Below are 15,322 nucleotides of genomic sequence, written 5' to 3'. Positions count from 1 at the left end.
TTGTTCAGTAAGCTGTATTATTTGGTATAAGTATCAGCATTATAAATATTGACTAGATATATATCTTGATATATACTATTTGTGAAAGGATGGTGATTTTATGTTGTCAGCAAAAATTTTTGAAAATGGTAGAAGTCAAGCGGTAAGATTACCTAAGGAGTATAGATTTTGCTGTGATGAAGTTATGGTAAATAAAATTGGTGATGTATTGATTTTATTGCCGAAAAACAGTAAGTGGGATTCATTTATTACAGCCATAGATATGTTTTCAGATGATTTTATGGTTGACAGAGGAGAAATCCCGGTTCAAAAGAGAGAAGAACTATGAGATATATGTTGGATACAAATATATGCATATATATAATAAAGAATAAACCGGAGAGTGTAGTAAAAGAACTGAAAAAGCATGATCCTAAGGAAATATGTATTTCCGCTATAACATATGCGGAGCTTATACATGGCGTCGAGAAAAGTATGGCAGTTGATAAAAACAGACTTGCGCTGACATTGCTGTTGTCGAATATAGAGGTGTTGGATTTTGATATTAACGCAGCAAATAATTATGGAAAGATAAGGACATATTTGGAAAAACAAGGAACACCGATAGGTCCTCTTGATATGATGATAGCCGCTCATGCGCAGTCTCTAGGTTATTCTATAGTAACCAACAATATTAAAGAATTTATGAGAGTACCAAATTTAGAAGTATGTAATTGGGTCAAGCAAGCATGAAATTCGATTTCCCCCTTGCATTTATGTAAGAAATGTGCTATAGTGATTAAAATATGTTTGACAGGAAAGTGGGCCGATGGGTCCACTTTTTTATGCATATGAAAGGATAGAAATGAGCAAAAGTGAAACTTATGTAAAAAGAACGGAAGAGTTCTTGGAAAAACTTAGCAGTGAGCTCCAATTTGAAGTAGTGGATGTCGAGTTTGTAAAAGAGGCGGGCGAGTACTACTTAAGAGCATACTGTGATATGGACAAAGAAGGCGGCATAGGAATAGATGACTGTGTCGAAATTTCAAGGCATCTTAGCGACTGGCTGGATGAAAAGGACTTTATTGAAGAGGGATATATTCTGGAGGTTTCCTCTCCGGGACTTGGAAGAGCACTAAAAAAGGATAAGGATTTCCTAAGAGAACTTGGAAAGGAAGTGGAACTCAAGCTCTATAAGGCAAGAGAAGGTGTTAAAGATTTTGAAGGAATATTAAAGGCATTTGACGGTGAAAATATTACTGTAGAAACAGAAGACGGGGACGAAGTCTTTACAAAAAAAGAAATTGCAAATATCAGATTAAAGATAGATTTTTAACGGAGGATAATACTAAGGATGAATAAGGAATTACTGGAGGCACTTGATCTCCTGGAAAAAGAGAAAAATATAAGTAAGGCGGCAATTTTGGAAGCTATTGAGAACTCTTTAATTTCCGCATGTAAAAACAATTTCGGAACAGCGGATAATGTAAAGGTAAGTGTAAATCCCAACACATGTGATTATTCCATAATACAGGCAAAAGAAGTTGTAGAGACTTTGGGCAGCAAGCCTACTATAGAAGACAAGGCAACAAAGATATCACTTGCAGATGCCAGAATGCAAAATCCTAATTTAAGCATCGGTGATACAGTACTTGTACCGGTTATTTCAAAGGAATTCGGAAGAATCGCCGCCGGAGTTGCCAAAAATGTTATCTTACAAAAGATAAGAGAAGAAGAGAGAAAAGTGATATTCAACGACTACTATATGAAGGAAAGAGATATAGTAAGCGGTGTTGTTACCAGATTTATGGGTAAGAATATTGCAATCAATCTCGGCAGAATAGATGCCGTGCTTGCAGAGAGTGAGCAGGTAAAAGGAGAAGAATTAAAACTCGGAGACAGATTGAAGGTGTTTGTGTTGGAGGTAAAGGACAATCCTAAGGGACCGAGAATATCGGTATCAAGAACACATCCCGAATTTGTAAAGAGACTCTTCGAGTCTGAAGTACCTGAAATCAGAGACGGAGTGGTAGAGATAAAGTCAATTTCAAGAGAGGCCGGATCAAGAACAAAGATTGCCGTATGCAGCCATGAAGCCGATATTGACCCTGTGGGTGCCTGTGTAGGTGTTGACGGTGTCAGAGTAAATGCTGTGGTGGAAGAGCTTAGAGGAGAGAAAGTCGATATAGTAAACTGGGATGAAAATCCGGGATACTTGATAGAGAATGCACTTTCACCTGCAAAAGTAATTGCTGTTGTGGCGGATGAAGAAACAAAAGAAGCTGATGTAATAGTTCCTGATTATCAGCTTTCACTTGCTATCGGTAAGGAAGGACAGAATGCAAGGCTTGCAGCCAGACTTACAGGATATAAGATAGATATAAAGAGTGAGAGCCAGGCAAGAGAAATGGGAGTATTTGATTCTTTGGACGGCAGTGAAGATATGTCTGATGATATGCCTGTTGACGAGGGATATACACCGGATACTGAAGAATTTGATGCTGAGGCAGAAATAAAAGATGACAACGACATTGAAGAATAAAACACCTCAAAGAAAATGCATCGGATGTAATGAGTCAAAGCCTAAAAAAGAATTGATACGAATAGTAAGGACACCTGAAGGAGAGATGCTTTTAGACAGCACCGGCAGAGCAAACGGAAGAGGTGCTTATATATGCAATAATATAGATTGTCTGCAAAAAGCAATAAAGACCAAGGGACTTAACAGAGCATTTAAGATGAATGTTGGTAATGATGTTTTATTAAAGCTTAGTGAGGAGATGGCGGAACTTGGCAAGAGATAGGATATTAAATTTAATCGGACTTGCTATGAAAGCAGGTAAAGTGGTGTCGGGAGAGTTTTCAGTTGAAAAGTGCATAAAATCCGGTAAAGCGAGGCTGGTAATAATAGCATCGGACGCATCTGAAAACACGAAGAAGAAATTTGAAGATAAATGTAAATTTTATCATGTTCCTATATTAATATATTCCACAAAGGAAGATTTGGGAATGATTTTGGGCAAAGGGCTTAGATCATCAATAACATTAACTGAGGACGGATTTAAAAATGCAATATTAAAAATCACGGAGGAATGATAATTGAGAGTAAACGATCTGGCAAAAGAATTAGGCAAAAATAATAATGAGTTGACAGCATATTTGAAGGAGAACGGCATATCAAAGGTGGCCATGTCAAATATATCAGCTGATGAAGAAAAAATGCTTAGAGAAAAATTCAATAAAATAGATGGAAATAAAGTAGTGAATAATAATAAAGAAAATATGGAAAACAACAGAACGGTAGAGACTACACAGGAAGTATCGGAAACAAAGAAGGAGGAAGCGCCTAAGAAAAAGGTTGTAGTATTCAGACCGCAGAATGCACAGCAGATGCCTGCAAAAAAATCGGGTTCAAAAACAGCCGCAGCTTCTAAGAAGAATACAAAAAAGGATGCGGAAGCAACAAAGCAGCCTCAAAAGAAGGCTACGGAAGAGAAGAAAACCGATGTTTCAAAATCTGATATTTCAAAAGAAATAAAGAAAGAAGAAAAGGCGGTTGAGACTGTAAAGACAGAGGAAGTTGTTACAGCAAAAGAGCCTGTAGCAAATGTAGAGAGTAAAACACCTGTTGCTACAGAGGAGAAGAAGACACAAGCACCGGTTTTAGAGAATGCAGAGCCTGCTAAACCGAGAAATGTCTATGCGGAGATGGAAGCCGCTAAAAAGGCTAAGGAAAGCGCTCAGCCTATAAGAAATATCTTCAAAGAAAGAGAAGAAAGAGATAAGGCAAGAGGTAAGGATTCCCGTCCGCAAAACAGAGATAAAAAGCCTTTTAACAAAGATAAGGACCAAAAGGGAAACTTTAAGAACGACAGAAACTCAAAGGGCAGAGACGGTGCCGGAAATAACGACAGAAACAGAAACTTTGCCGGAAAAGACAATAAAAACTTCCAGGGCTCAAATGACAGAAACAACAGAAATGACAGAAATAAGGATTTCTCCAAGGATGAGAATACAGGCAGAAGTTTCGGAAACAACAAGCAGCAGGGATTTAAGAAAAATGATTCCGCAGCAGGAGTTCCCGTACTTGACGGTTTAGGCAAGAAAACTTCCAACAGAGTTAATAAGAATAATTTCAAGAATAATAACAAGAACGATAAGAAGCACAGAACCGAGGACGGTCCTGCAAAGGGCAAGGTGAGCAAGCATCCGTTTATAATGCCTGTAAAGCAAAAGGTTGAAGAGGTACAGGATGATATCAAAGAAATCATCATTCCTGAGACAATTACAATCAAGGAGTTTGCTTCAAAGCTTAAGCTTCAGCCGTCAACAATTGTAAAGAAGCTTTTCTTAAAAGGTCAGATAGTTACACTTAATACGGAGCTTACTTTCGAGCAGGCTGAAGAGATTGCTCTTGAGTATGATGTAATCTGTACTATGGAGGAGAAGGTAGATGTTATCGGCGAACTTTTGGCGGAGGCTGAGGATCCGGAAGAGACATTGGTGTCAAGACCGCCTGTAGTGGTTGTAATGGGCCATGTCGATCACGGTAAAACATCACTTCTTGATGCAATAAGAAAAACAAATGTTACCAGCAGAGAGGCCGGAGGTATTACACAGCATATCGGTGCCTATATGGTAAAAATAAACGGAGAGCCTATAACATTCCTTGATACACCGGGACATGAGGCGTTTACAGCAATGCGTATGCGTGGTGCACAGGCTACAGATATCGCAATACTTGTAGTAGCTGCAGATGACGGTGTAATGCCGCAGACTGTAGAGGCTATAAACCATGCAAAGGCGGCAGGAGTTGAAATAATAGTTGCTATCAATAAGATAGACAGACCGGCCGCAAATATTGACAAGGTAAAGCAGGAGCTTTCAGAGTATGAGCTTATACCTGAAGATTGGGGCGGTTCCACAATTTTCGTACCTGTATCCGCAAAAAACGGTGACGGTATATCAAATCTCTTGGAGATGGTAATACTTACAGCGGAAGTAAAGGAGCTTAAGGCAAATCCTAACAGAAAAGCAAGAGGTCTTGTAATAGAGGCGGAGCTTGACAAGGGTAAGGGACCTGTAGCGAGAATACTTGTTCAAAAGGGTACTCTTCATGTAGGAGATTTTATAGCGGCAGGATCATGTTCAGGTAAGGTTCGTGCCATGATGAATGATAAGGGAGTTAAGGTAAAGTCGGCAGGACCTTCAACACCTGTTGAGATTTTGGGACTTGACAGCGTACCGAATGCCGGTGAAGTATTTGTAGCTACAGAAAACGATAAGGAAGCAAAGGCATTTGCGGCTACATTTATCTCGGAGAGCAAGAATAAGCTTATCGAAGATACAAAGGCCAAGCTTTCACTTGACGATCTGTTCAGTCAGATTAAGGCGGGAAATGTCAAGGAACTTCCTATAGTTGTGAAGGCTGACGTTCAGGGTTCTGTAGAGGCTGTAAAGCAGTCACTTACAAAACTTTCAAATGAAGAAGTTGCCGTAAAGGTAATCCATGGCGGTGTAGGTGCAATTAACGAGAGTGACGTTGTACTTGCGGCTGCAAGTAATGCGATTATTATCGGATTTAATGTAAAGCCGGATCAGATGGCAAAGGCTACAGCGGAAAGAGAAAATGTAGACCTTAGACTCTACAGAGTAATCTATCAGGCAATTGAAGATATAGAGAGCGCTATGAAGGGTATGCTTGAGCCTATCTATGAAGAGAAGGTTATCGGACATGCTGAAATCAGACAGATCTTTAAGGCTTCAGGCGTAGGTAATATCGCAGGAAGCTATGTGCTTGACGGTAAGTTTGTAAGAGGTTGTAAGGTAAGAATTACAAGAGACGGAGAGCAGATCTTTGACGGAAATCTTGCATCACTTAAGAGATTCAAGGATGATGTTAAGGAAGTTGCAACAGGATATGAATGCGGTCTTGTATTTGAAAAGTTCAATGATATTAAGGAATTTGACCAGGTAGAAGCATATGCTATGGTAGAGGTTCCAAGATCATAATAAAGAAAGGAATGTATGAGAAAGAACAGTTTAAAGTCTACTATGATCAACTCGGAGGTAATGAAAACCGTATCTGAAATCATAAGAGGTGATGTAAAGGACCCAAGAGTCGCACCTATGACAAGTGTAACAGATGCGGAAGTTACCACAGACTTAAAATACGCAACAATTTATGTCAGCGTATTGGGTGATGATGAGCAGTCAAAGAAGACATTACAAGGTCTTAAATCTTCTTCAGGATTTATCAGAAAAGAACTTGCAAGAAGATTAAACTTAAGAAATACTCCTGAATTAAAATTTGTTTTGGATGAGTCATTGGCTTACGGCATGAAAATGGACAAGCTGATAGATGAAGTAATAAAAAAAGATGAGAAGGGCAATGAATAAACTAATAGAGCTTATTGAAAATGCAAAAAATATAGCTATAACAGGTCATGTAAGCCCTGACGGAGACTGTACAGGATCCACCTTGGGATTGTATAACTATATAACAGAAAATTTTGAAGACAAGAATGTAAAAGTATGCCTTGAAAAGCCTTCAATGAAGTTTTCATTTATGAACGGGTTTGAGCTGATAAGTGAGGACCCGTTTATGGAGGCCGACTTACTTGTTTCTTTAGATGCGTCAGACAGAGAAAGACTTGGAAGCAGAGGTGTAATGCTTGAGAGTGCCGCACAAAGCATATGCATAGACCATCATATCACCAATACAAAGTTTGCAAAATTTAATATAGTGGAAGATTTCAGAAGTTCTACTTGTGAACTCTTGTACACTCTGCTGGATAGTGATAAAGTAAGTGTAGAGACTGCAAAATGCTTATATACAGGTATAGTCCATGATTCCGGAGTGTTTAAATATCAATCCACCACAAAGGAAACCATGGATATAGCCGGAGAACTGATTTCAAAAGGTTTTGATTTCACAAAAATCATAGATGATACATATTTTAAAAAAGATTTTAATGCAAGCAAGCTTTTGGGACTGGTACTTACAAATTCAAAATTGGAATTTGACGGAAAGTGCTGCTACGGTGTTTTGGATTATGATACCTGGAGTAAGTATATTTCAGATAAAAAGAAAATGGATGGAATCATAGACAATCTGAGAAATATAGACGGTGTGGAGATTGCATTATTTATGTATGAGACCGCTAAAGATGAATACAAAGTAAGTTTGCGTTCTATAAATAAAAATGTCAGCAGTATTGCGGCTGCACTTGGCGGAGGCGGTCATATCAGAGCCGCCGGTGCTACAGTGTACGGCAAGGCTGATGAAATTTTAAAAAACACACTATTGCCTATGATTGAGAAAGAATTGAATGGCTAAGAATGCTTATAACGGAATAATAAATATATTCAAAGAAAAAGGATTCACATCTCATGATGTTGTAGCAAAAATGAGAGGAATTCTTAAGCAAAAGAAAATCGGGCATTCGGGAACATTGGACCCGGATGCTGTCGGTGTACTTCCGGTATTGTTAGGCAATGCTACCGTATTGTCGGATATCTTGACTGACAAGTCGAAAGAATACGAGGCGGTACTGCTTTTAGGAGTGTCTACAGATACACAGGATACTTCAGGAGAAATTTCGGAAAAAAAAGACACTTCACATTTGACCGAGGATGAAGTTAAAGAGGTAATAAATTCATTTCTTGGAGAGTATATGCAGCTTCCACCTATGTATTCAGCATTAAAAGTAGGCGGAAAAAAGCTTGTTGATCTGGCAAGAGAAGGCAAGGAAGTAAAGAGAGAACCGAGAAAAGTTGATATTTTCCATATCGATATAATCGATATGGATCTGCCGAGAGTAAAGTTTACGGCCAAAGTAGCTAAGGGAACTTATATCAGAACATTATGCCATGATATAGGAGAAAAACTTTCGGTAGGCGGTTGTATGGAGTCTCTTGTCAGAAAGAGAGTGGACAGATTTGATATAGACGGGGCCATTACCCTAAAACAACTGGAATCAGAGAGAGATAATATAGATAAGAGAATAATGAGTGTGGAAGAGTATTTTTCCTTCCTGCCAAAAATAAATACCTCCCCTGACTTTGATAAATATCTGCATAACGGAAATAAATTAAAATTTGAAAAAGATTTTGAAGACAGTGACTTATATAGAGTCTATGATTCTAATGACATATTTATTGCAATATATAAAAAAGAATCGGATGAATTAAAGCCATTCAAGATGTTTTTATAGATAGGTGATAATGTGATTACATTTATAAATACTACAGACATAAAGATAACAGAGAGAACAGCTGTTGCTATAGGGAAATTTGACGGTGAGCATAGGGGACACAGAAAATTATTCAGAACACTGAAGGAAGAGGCTAATAAAAAGGGTTTAAAGACTGTAGTTTTTTCTTTCAAAACTTTACCGTCAAATATTGTAAGAAATAATCATACCACACAGATATTTACAAATGTGGAAAGACAAAAAAAATTGGAAGAACTTGGAATTGATTATTATATAGAATATCCTTTTGATATGGATATTGCAAAGCTGTCAGGTGAAGAGTTTTTGACAGATATCCTTATCAAAAAACTTGGTATGGCTGTGATAGTTGCAGGAGCTGATGCGGCTTTTGGATATAAAAAGAGCGGAAATGTTGAGCTTTTGAACAGATTGTCAAAGACTTTGGGATATGATGTAAAGATAATTGAAAAGGAAAAGGATGATTTCCATAATGATATAAGCTCAACACTTATAAGATCAAAGCTTGATGAGGGCGATATGGAAGAAGCAAATAAGCTTCTTGGAGGAATATACTCTATAAGCGGTGTTGTTGAGGAGGGAAATAAGATAGGGGCGACCATAGGTTTTCCGACCTTAAATATTTTCCCTTCAAACCAGAAGCATCTGCCCAAGTACGGAGTTTATGCATCCAGAGTAAGAATCGGTGATGATGATACTCTTTATCTCGGACTTACAAATGTCGGATCAAATCCAAGTATTGAAAATGATAAAAAAAATCATATTTCAAGAGTTGAGACATACCTGTATAACTTTGAAGCAAACCTTTACGGCAGAGAAATAGAGGTATATCTTTACAAATATATAAGACCTGAGATGAAATTCGGAAGTCTTGAGGAATTAAAAAACCAAATAAGTAATGATAAACAGGAAGTTTTAAACTTCCTTAACAGTCAAGTAAAATAAAGGAGAACTATGGACGATAAGAATTTATTTGAAAACGGTATAGTGGAAGAAGGTAATGTTTCAGTATCTATAACACTTGAGGATGATACTGTACTTGAATGTGTTGTGCTCAACATTTTCAGTGCCAGAGACAGAGAGTACATTGCGGTAATGCCTGAGGATGACAATGATGAGGGGACTGTATATCTTTACAGATACTCGGAGACCGAGGACGGACAGCCTGAGCTTACCAATATAGAGACCGATGAAGAATATGAGATAGTTGCAGATGCTTTTGACGAGCTTCTTGATGAAGAAGAGTTTGAAGACCTGCTTGGTGAAGAAGATTTATAGTTTTTAATATGGAGCAATGTAGTACTGTTGTATTATATTGCTCCAAAATTTTAGAGAGAATATGAAAAAAGAACTGGATTATTTTTATATTGACGGAAAATACGGATGGAATCAGGAAGATTTCAAAAATCTGTGGATGAATAAGGGCGGATGCGCCTGTGTTACAGCCTGTGACAGCTTTGTTTATATGAGAAAGTATTTGGGTAAAGATAATCTCTACCCATATGATATAGAGAATGTGAACTCACTTGATTATGTGGATTTTTCAAATTACGTAAAGCCTTATCTGAGGCCAAGGTGGACAGGCATAGACAGACTTGAGATATATGTTGACGGTATAAGTGATTTCTTGGAAGATATTGATGAACACAGTATAAGTTTGTCTGAGTTTTCAGGTGATAATGATATTGAGGATGCCGTTAAGATTGTAAAATCTCAGATAGATAAAAAAATGCCGATACCCATGCTTGTACTGATGCATAAAAATCCGAAATTTAAAGATTTCGTGTGGCATTGGTTCTTACTTACAGGATATGAGGAAGACGGCGAAAAATTTATGGTTAAAGTTGTAAGCTATGGAAGTTACAGATGGTTTGACTTTAAAGAGCTGTGGAATACAGGGCATAAACGCAAGGGCGGACTTATATTGTTTAATGAAAACAAGTGATTTATCTTAGATTAAAATTAATTAGCTTGACAATACACTAAATAAAGCATAGATTGATAGAGATAAGGCTTGTGTAGTTGCCGGAAAAAGGATGGAATAATAGAATGGAAAAAAGAAATTTGACATTATTGACTGACCTGTATGAACTTACAATGATGCAGGGCTACCATTTGGAAAACAATGTAAACGAAACGGTTATCTTTGATATGTTCTACAGATCAAATCCGAATAAAAACGGATATGCTATCTGTGCAGGACTTGATCAGGTGATAGATTATATTGAAAATTTGCATTTTGACGATGAAGATATTGAATATCTCAGAAAGACAAAGCTTTTTAGAGATGATTTCCTTGAGTACCTCAGAGATTTTAAATTTACAGGTGATATCTATGCTATACCTGAGGGAAGTGTTATATTCCCAAGAGAACCGCTTGTAAAGGTCATTGCACCTATAATGCAGGCACAGCTTATAGAGACGGCTCTTTTAAACATCATAAATCACCAGTCACTTATAGCAACAAAAGCTGCCAGAGTGGTTTTGGCCGCAGACGGTGACGGAGTAATGGAGTTCGGACTTAGAAGGGCACAGGGACCTGATGCAGGTATCTACGGCGCAAGAGCGGCTGTGATAGGAGGTTGTGTAGGAACAAGTAATGTGCTTTGCGGAAGAATGTTTGACGTACCGATACTTGGAACACATGCTCACAGCTGGATAATGAGTTTCCCCGATGAGCTTTCAGCATTCAGAACCTATGCAAATACTTTCCCGACAGCATGTACACTTTTGGTAGATACATATGATACCCTAAAATCAGGTGTACCGAATGCTATAACTGTATTTAAGGAGATGAGGGCTGCCGGTATACCTCTAAAGAATTACGGTATCAGACTTGACAGCGGAGACCTTGCATACCTTTCAAAGAGAGCCAAAGAGATGCTTGATGAAGCAGGCTTTGAGGATGCAGTTATATCGGCTTCAAATGATTTGGATGAGAATATTATATCTTCATTGAAATTGCAGGGCGCCACAATCAACAGATGGGGTGTAGGTACCAACCTTATTACATCAAAGGATTGTCCGGCATTTGGAGGAGTATATAAGCTTGCGGCAGTTATGAATGAAAAGACAGGAGAGTTTATTCCTAAGATAAAACTGTCCGAGAATGCCGAGAAGATAACAAATCCTGGAAATAAGAAAATATATAGAATTTACAATAAAAAGACAGGCAAGATAATAGCCGATTATATCTGTTTGGAAGAGGAGAATCTGTCTACAGACGAGTCACTTATGCTCTTTGATCCGGTTGAGACATGGAAGAGAACAAAGCTTAATGCAGGTTCATTTGAGACTAAGGAACTCTTGGTACCGATATTTAAAAAAGGTGAATGTGTATACAAATCCCCTTCGGTAATGGAATTAAGAGAATTTTGTAAAAAAGAGCTCGATACCCTTTGGGATGAGTCAAAGAGACTTGCATATCCTCATGAGACATATGTGGACCTTTCACAGAAGTTATGGGATATGAGATACGAGCTGTTACAAAAGTATAATTATCAGGAGTTATAGATTTAAGCAGTAAAAGAAAGAGTAGTATGATACAGGAAATATATCCGAAAGTATTTTATCCTGAATATAGGAGAAAGAAAGCCACAAAGGAAAATAATAAAAAATCATTTGTTTTACATTTTGAGTACAATAAGATAATGCTTATAAAGGATGCATTGACAGGAGCATTGAGTATTCCGAGATTTGAAGATTTGGAAGACGAAGATGAAAATATATATGAAAAATCCTACTATGTAAACTCTGTAGATGATGAGGAATTTTATCTGGTAGATGATATAAGTATTCCTGAGTTTGGCGGATTCTATATGGAGGGCATACAGGTTTTGCGTGAGTTTGAGCCTCGTTATCAGGCTTTTGCAAGTGTAAGTGCATCACAGGTATACAGATGGATGCAGAGCAGAAAATATTGCGGATACTGCGGTACAAAGACTGAAAAATCCGCCACTGAAAGAGCATTGATTTGCCCGAAGTGTAAGAACATAGAATACCCTAAGATATCTCCTGCAGTTATAGTAGCGATCAGAAACGGAAACAAACTTCTTCTTACAAAGAATGCAAAAGGTACTTATAAGTATTATGCCTTAGTTGCAGGCTTTGTTGAGGTAGGTGAAACACTTGAAGAAGCTGTTGCAAGAGAGGTAAAGGAAGAGGTCGGACTTAAGGTAAAAAATATAAGACCTTATAAATCCCAACCGTGGTCGTTTTCAGATACTATGATGCTTGCATTTATTGCGGATTTGGACGGAGATGACAAAATAACTTTGCAGGAAGAAGAGTTATCCGAAGCAAGGTGGTTTGAGAGAGAAGATGTACCTGTACTGCCTTTCCATATAAGCGTAGGACATGAGATGATTCAAAAGTTCAGAGACGGTGAAATATAAAAAAGTCGGGGTTTCCCGACTTTTTTATGGTAGTCTGTACGGATAAAAAGGAAGGTTCCTTATTATTCCATATATTAATAATATAACAATTATAACAATCATGATATTGTTTTCAAGTTTACTTATTTTTCTTTGCCCGGTTTTTATATATCGTAACTGATAAAAAATATAGTAGATTACGATTAAAGGAAAAAGAAATACAAGTATCTGATTATAGTAAAAAGCGGACCTTATATCACCATGAGAAAGTGATACACACATTCTGCTGACCCCACAGCTTGGACAATCCAAATGAGTTATAGTCTTAAACGCGCATGGGATACGGATATGAACAAAATACAGTATATATAAAAAAATACCAAGGCAAGAAATTGCAATGGTATTTTTTATTACTCTTTTAATTCTGTCTTGCATATTAGAATGGAGACTTGTTGCTGTCGCTTTCTGCAAGCTTATTGATAGTATCCTGCATTAAAGCATATGTTACAATTGAAAGACCGAAGAATGAAAGTACAACATAAAGAATAGGACGACTTTCCGCTGTTCTTCCTGTATCTACCATCTTCTGATCCAAAAGGCTACCTGACTTATACACCCAGTATAAGAAGAAAAGCCCGCAAGTAACAAAACTGAGAACAATAACAAGTACAGGTGACATTGCATTAGGATCGTCTGATATTGCATTAATATCAGATGCGATGCAATAAAGCCAATAAAGACTGTAGATACCACATGTTACGATAGATAAAATTATACATGTGACAATATTTTTACTTTGTAAATTACTCATAAAAATACTCCTTTCAAAATAATGGTATTTTTACATGTAAGCCTGTTAGAGAAATCAAACATACATGTACCATTTTGTTAAATTCGAAGAAATTTTAACAAAAAAATATAACATAGTAAATACCATAAATATAATTGTAAAGTTTTATAAAGAATAATGTAATAATAAACCAATACAGTATGAGAAGGGTTATATTATCCATCCTATATAATAAATAAACTAAACAGATGATTATTTAAAAATATTTGAGAGAGAATATCTATTGCTTTGTAAAAGAACATATGATACAATACTGTGGTTGTGAATAAGGCGATGGTCCTCTGGAAGAAATTTTAAGAACATCAAAATAATAGGAGGTTTCACATGAACGATTTAATAAGAAGTATTGAGGCAGAACAGCTTAAGGCAAGTGTTGATGACTTTAGTGTAGGTGATACAGTAAGAGTACACAACAAGATCCGCGAGGGTAACAGAGAGAGAATCCAGATATTTGAGGGAACAGTTCTCAAGAGACAAAACGGTGGTGCAAGAGAGACTTTCACAGTTAGAAAGAACTCAAACGGTATCGGTGTTGAGAAGACTTGGCCATTACATTCTCCATCTGTTGACAGAGTAGAAGTTGTAAGAAAAGGTAAAGTTAGAAGAGCTAAATTATATTATCTTCGTGACAGAGTCGGTAAGGCTGCTAAGGTTAAAGAAGCAGGATCAAGATAATCTGAACTTAATATTTTTAATGGCTGCTACAGATGTAGCAGCCATTTTTTTACATAAATCTGAACAATCCGATAACCTTTCCGAGAATAGTAACCTCTTTTACCAAAATAGGTTCCATAGAATCGTTCTCAGGTTGGAGTCGATAGAAATTTTTCTCTTTATAGAATGTCTTTACAGTAGCTGAATCCTCAACCAAAGCTACGATAATATCGCCGTTTTTTGCCGTATTTTGCTTGGATACAATAATCTGATCGCCATCATGTATGCCGACATTGATCATAGATTCACCTTTGACTCTCAGCATAAATATATCGGTATTTGGCAGAAATTCACTTGGAATAGGGAAATAGTCCGTAATATTTTCTGTTGCCAGTATAGGCATACCTGCAGCAACAGTGCCGACCATCGGCACATTGACCACTTCTCTACGTGTCAGATTGAAAGTATCATCTGTAATTTCTATGGTTCTCGGTTTAGTAGGGTCCTTTCTTATAAACCCCTTCTTCTCAAGAGTATTTAAATGGGCATGCACTGAAGATGTGGACTTCAGTCCCACAAGTTCTCCGATTTCACGAACAGACGGCGGATATCCCTTACTTAAGATAGAATCCTTGATAACATTATATATTTCTTCCTGTTTTTGTGTTAATGTATCCATCGAATCTCCTTTGTATTTCAGATATAATTCTAATACTATCCTAACATATGTTCGATTAAAATGCAAACAAAAGTTCGATTACAAAGATGTTGAAATAAAATTGAAATAAAAAAAGCCTTGAAAATCAAGACTTTCTAAGATGGAGATGACGAGAGTTGAACTCGTGTCCAAAGAACAATTCCCTGTTCTTCTACTATTATAGTTGCTTGTCAAAATTCCCCTTTAAAACAGTCAAACAACAAACTGTAGTAAAGAGTAGCTTCATGATACATCTATATACTCAAAGCTTTGTATATAAGGTTTCTCACATAAGTCGATACAGATTCTATAAGTGTGAGTGCTTATAGGTCTGCAACTGCCTTAGGCAGCGTATGCTAAATTTTCTTCAGCGTTTATATTTAATTTTGCCATTTAACGCATTGCATACGAATAGCTTCACCAGCTGCATGTTCCCTGTCGAAACCGGTACATCCCCAAAACATATGTAAATACAGAATTTACATATGATATTCTAACATATATAAAGAAAAATGCCACTTAAAATTTTCTTACA

Annotated in this window: 19 protein-coding genes and 1 other RNA gene; 16 read left to right on the top strand and 4 right to left on the bottom strand. The window is 37.1% G+C overall.

What is annotated here, in order from left to right; translation table 11 throughout:
• Positions 1 to 100: 100 nt before the first annotated feature.
• From vapB to nudC, 15 genes are all read left to right on the top strand, one after another.
• Positions 101 to 328 carry a type II toxin-antitoxin system antitoxin VapB gene (vapB, locus tag HMPREF1135_RS05960; RefSeq protein WP_007593116.1) on the top strand — a complete coding sequence of 76 codons (228 nt, stop codon included), beginning with the start codon at positions 101 to 103 and terminating at the stop codon, positions 326 to 328.
• Positions 325 to 732: a type II toxin-antitoxin system tRNA(fMet)-specific endonuclease VapC gene (gene vapC / locus HMPREF1135_RS05955; protein ID WP_007593115.1), complete on the top strand. Its 408-nt coding sequence runs from the start codon at positions 325 to 327 to the stop codon at positions 730 to 732. Before vapB ends, vapC begins: the two co-directional genes overlap by 4 nt.
• A 76-nt stretch (positions 733 to 808) precedes the next feature.
• Entirely contained in the window at positions 809 to 1,315 is a 507-nt protein-coding gene (gene rimP, locus HMPREF1135_RS05950; RefSeq protein ID WP_007593114.1) for a ribosome maturation factor RimP, read from the top strand.
• Between the two features lie 18 nt (positions 1,316 to 1,333).
• A complete protein-coding gene (gene nusA, locus HMPREF1135_RS05945; RefSeq protein WP_007593112.1) occupies positions 1,334 to 2,521 on the top strand; it encodes a transcription termination factor NusA in 1,188 nt (395 codons plus the stop codon).
• On the top strand, positions 2,499 to 2,783 hold the full coding sequence (gene rnpM / locus HMPREF1135_RS05940; RefSeq protein ID WP_007593110.1) for an RNase P modulator RnpM: 285 nt from the start codon (positions 2,499 to 2,501) through the stop codon (positions 2,781 to 2,783). The genes nusA and rnpM overlap by 23 nt, the downstream gene beginning before the upstream one ends.
• On the top strand, positions 2,770 to 3,075 hold the full coding sequence (locus tag HMPREF1135_RS05935) for a L7Ae/L30e/S12e/Gadd45 family ribosomal protein (RefSeq protein ID WP_007593108.1): 306 nt from the start codon (positions 2,770 to 2,772) through the stop codon (positions 3,073 to 3,075). Before rnpM ends, HMPREF1135_RS05935 begins: the two co-directional genes overlap by 14 nt.
• A 3-nt stretch (positions 3,076 to 3,078) precedes the next feature.
• On the top strand, positions 3,079 to 5,991 hold the full coding sequence (infB, locus tag HMPREF1135_RS05930) for a translation initiation factor IF-2 (RefSeq protein ID WP_007593106.1): 2,913 nt from the start codon (positions 3,079 to 3,081) through the stop codon (positions 5,989 to 5,991).
• Positions 5,992 to 6,006: 15 nt separating this feature from the next.
• The gene (rbfA, locus tag HMPREF1135_RS05925) at positions 6,007 to 6,378 is read left to right on the top strand and encodes a 30S ribosome-binding factor RbfA (RefSeq protein ID WP_007593104.1); all 372 of its coding nucleotides are present in this window, start codon (positions 6,007 to 6,009) and stop codon (positions 6,376 to 6,378) included.
• Complete coding sequence (locus tag HMPREF1135_RS05920; protein WP_007593102.1) at positions 6,371 to 7,318, top strand: DHH family phosphoesterase; 948 nt, start codon at positions 6,371 to 6,373, stop codon at positions 7,316 to 7,318. The genes rbfA and HMPREF1135_RS05920 overlap by 8 nt, the downstream gene beginning before the upstream one ends.
• A complete protein-coding gene (gene truB / locus HMPREF1135_RS05915) occupies positions 7,311 to 8,195 on the top strand; it encodes a tRNA pseudouridine(55) synthase TruB (protein ID WP_007593100.1) in 885 nt (294 codons plus the stop codon). The genes HMPREF1135_RS05920 and truB overlap by 8 nt, the downstream gene beginning before the upstream one ends.
• A gap of 12 nt (positions 8,196 to 8,207) precedes the next feature.
• A complete protein-coding gene (locus HMPREF1135_RS05910) occupies positions 8,208 to 9,158 on the top strand; it encodes a bifunctional riboflavin kinase/FAD synthetase (protein WP_007593098.1) in 951 nt (316 codons plus the stop codon).
• A 9-nt stretch (positions 9,159 to 9,167) separates the two neighbouring features.
• On the top strand, positions 9,168 to 9,491 hold the full coding sequence (locus HMPREF1135_RS05905; RefSeq protein WP_007593096.1) for a DUF1292 domain-containing protein: 324 nt from the start codon (positions 9,168 to 9,170) through the stop codon (positions 9,489 to 9,491).
• Between the two features lie 61 nt (positions 9,492 to 9,552).
• Positions 9,553 to 10,158 (top strand): hypothetical protein, encoded by a 606-nt coding sequence (locus HMPREF1135_RS05900; protein WP_007593094.1) that lies wholly within the window; start codon positions 9,553 to 9,555, stop codon positions 10,156 to 10,158.
• Positions 10,159 to 10,262: 104 nt separating this feature from the next.
• Positions 10,263 to 11,726: a nicotinate phosphoribosyltransferase gene (locus HMPREF1135_RS05895; protein WP_007593092.1), complete on the top strand. Its 1,464-nt coding sequence runs from the start codon at positions 10,263 to 10,265 to the stop codon at positions 11,724 to 11,726.
• A 26-nt stretch (positions 11,727 to 11,752) separates the two neighbouring features.
• Entirely contained in the window at positions 11,753 to 12,607 is an 855-nt protein-coding gene (nudC, locus tag HMPREF1135_RS05890; RefSeq protein ID WP_007593090.1) for an NAD(+) diphosphatase, read from the top strand.
• A gap of 24 nt (positions 12,608 to 12,631) precedes the next feature.
• On the opposite strand, the gene HMPREF1135_RS14445 is transcribed toward nudC, so the two are convergent.
• Both HMPREF1135_RS14445 and HMPREF1135_RS05880 read right to left on the bottom strand, forming a co-directional pair.
• Positions 12,632 to 13,021 (bottom strand): DUF2752 domain-containing protein, encoded by a 390-nt coding sequence (locus HMPREF1135_RS14445; protein WP_034212983.1) that lies wholly within the window; start codon positions 13,019 to 13,021, stop codon positions 12,632 to 12,634.
• A gap of 1 nt (position 13,022) precedes the next feature.
• Positions 13,023 to 13,397, bottom strand: coding sequence for a DUF4234 domain-containing protein (locus tag HMPREF1135_RS05880; protein ID WP_007593089.1), 375 nt, complete (start codon positions 13,395 to 13,397; stop codon positions 13,023 to 13,025).
• Positions 13,398 to 13,760: 363 nt separating this feature from the next.
• Between HMPREF1135_RS05880 and rplS the strand changes: the two genes are divergently transcribed.
• Positions 13,761 to 14,111 (top strand): 50S ribosomal protein L19, encoded by a 351-nt coding sequence (rplS, locus tag HMPREF1135_RS05875; protein WP_007593088.1) that lies wholly within the window; start codon positions 13,761 to 13,763, stop codon positions 14,109 to 14,111.
• A gap of 49 nt (positions 14,112 to 14,160) precedes the next feature.
• Here rplS and lexA read toward each other — a convergent pair whose 3' ends face one another.
• A complete protein-coding gene (gene lexA, locus HMPREF1135_RS05870) occupies positions 14,161 to 14,769 on the bottom strand; it encodes a transcriptional repressor LexA (protein WP_007593087.1) in 609 nt (202 codons plus the stop codon).
• A gap of 137 nt (positions 14,770 to 14,906) precedes the next feature.
• Positions 14,907 to 15,244: a transfer-messenger RNA gene (gene ssrA / locus HMPREF1135_RS13710) on the bottom strand.
• Between the last annotated feature and the right edge of the window lie 78 nt (positions 15,245 to 15,322).

The sequence above is a fragment of the Lachnoanaerobaculum sp. OBRC5-5 genome, assembly GCF_000296385.1.
GTDB lineage: Bacteria > Bacillota > Clostridia > Lachnospirales > Lachnospiraceae > Lachnoanaerobaculum.
Note: the sequence above shows the minus strand (reverse complement) of the source record. Positions and strands in the feature narration are given on the sequence as shown.

Bases quoted from the DNA above. Each gene is read 5' to 3' on its own strand.
- HMPREF1135_RS05905 (WP_007593096.1), top strand. From the start codon at position 9,168: ATGGACGATAAGAATTTATTTGAAAACGGTATAGTGGAAGAAGGTAAT.
- rnpM (WP_007593110.1), top strand. From the start codon at position 2,499: ATGACAACGACATTGAAGAATAAAACACCTCAAAGAAAATGCATCGGA.
- HMPREF1135_RS05880 (WP_007593089.1), bottom strand. From the start codon at position 13,397: ATGAGTAATTTACAAAGTAAAAATATTGTCACATGTATAATTTTATCT.
- HMPREF1135_RS14445 (WP_034212983.1), bottom strand. From the start codon at position 13,021: ATGCAAGACAGAATTAAAAGAGTAATAAAAAATACCATTGCAATTTCT.
- lexA (WP_007593087.1), bottom strand. From the start codon at position 14,769: ATGGATACATTAACACAAAAACAGGAAGAAATATATAATGTTATCAAG.
- nusA (WP_007593112.1), top strand. From the start codon at position 1,334: ATGAATAAGGAATTACTGGAGGCACTTGATCTCCTGGAAAAAGAGAAA.
- vapC (WP_007593115.1), top strand. From the start codon at position 325: ATGAGATATATGTTGGATACAAATATATGCATATATATAATAAAGAAT.
- HMPREF1135_RS05895 (WP_007593092.1), top strand. From the start codon at position 10,263: ATGGAAAAAAGAAATTTGACATTATTGACTGACCTGTATGAACTTACA.
- rimP (WP_007593114.1), top strand. From the start codon at position 809: ATGGGTCCACTTTTTTATGCATATGAAAGGATAGAAATGAGCAAAAGT.
- HMPREF1135_RS05920 (WP_007593102.1), top strand. From the start codon at position 6,371: ATGAATAAACTAATAGAGCTTATTGAAAATGCAAAAAATATAGCTATA.
- vapB (WP_007593116.1), top strand. From the start codon at position 101: ATGTTGTCAGCAAAAATTTTTGAAAATGGTAGAAGTCAAGCGGTAAGA.
- rbfA (WP_007593104.1), top strand. From the start codon at position 6,007: ATGAGAAAGAACAGTTTAAAGTCTACTATGATCAACTCGGAGGTAATG.
- truB (WP_007593100.1), top strand. From the start codon at position 7,311: ATGGCTAAGAATGCTTATAACGGAATAATAAATATATTCAAAGAAAAA.
- nudC (WP_007593090.1), top strand. From the start codon at position 11,753: ATGATACAGGAAATATATCCGAAAGTATTTTATCCTGAATATAGGAGA.
- HMPREF1135_RS05900 (WP_007593094.1), top strand. From the start codon at position 9,553: ATGAAAAAAGAACTGGATTATTTTTATATTGACGGAAAATACGGATGG.
- rplS (WP_007593088.1), top strand. From the start codon at position 13,761: ATGAACGATTTAATAAGAAGTATTGAGGCAGAACAGCTTAAGGCAAGT.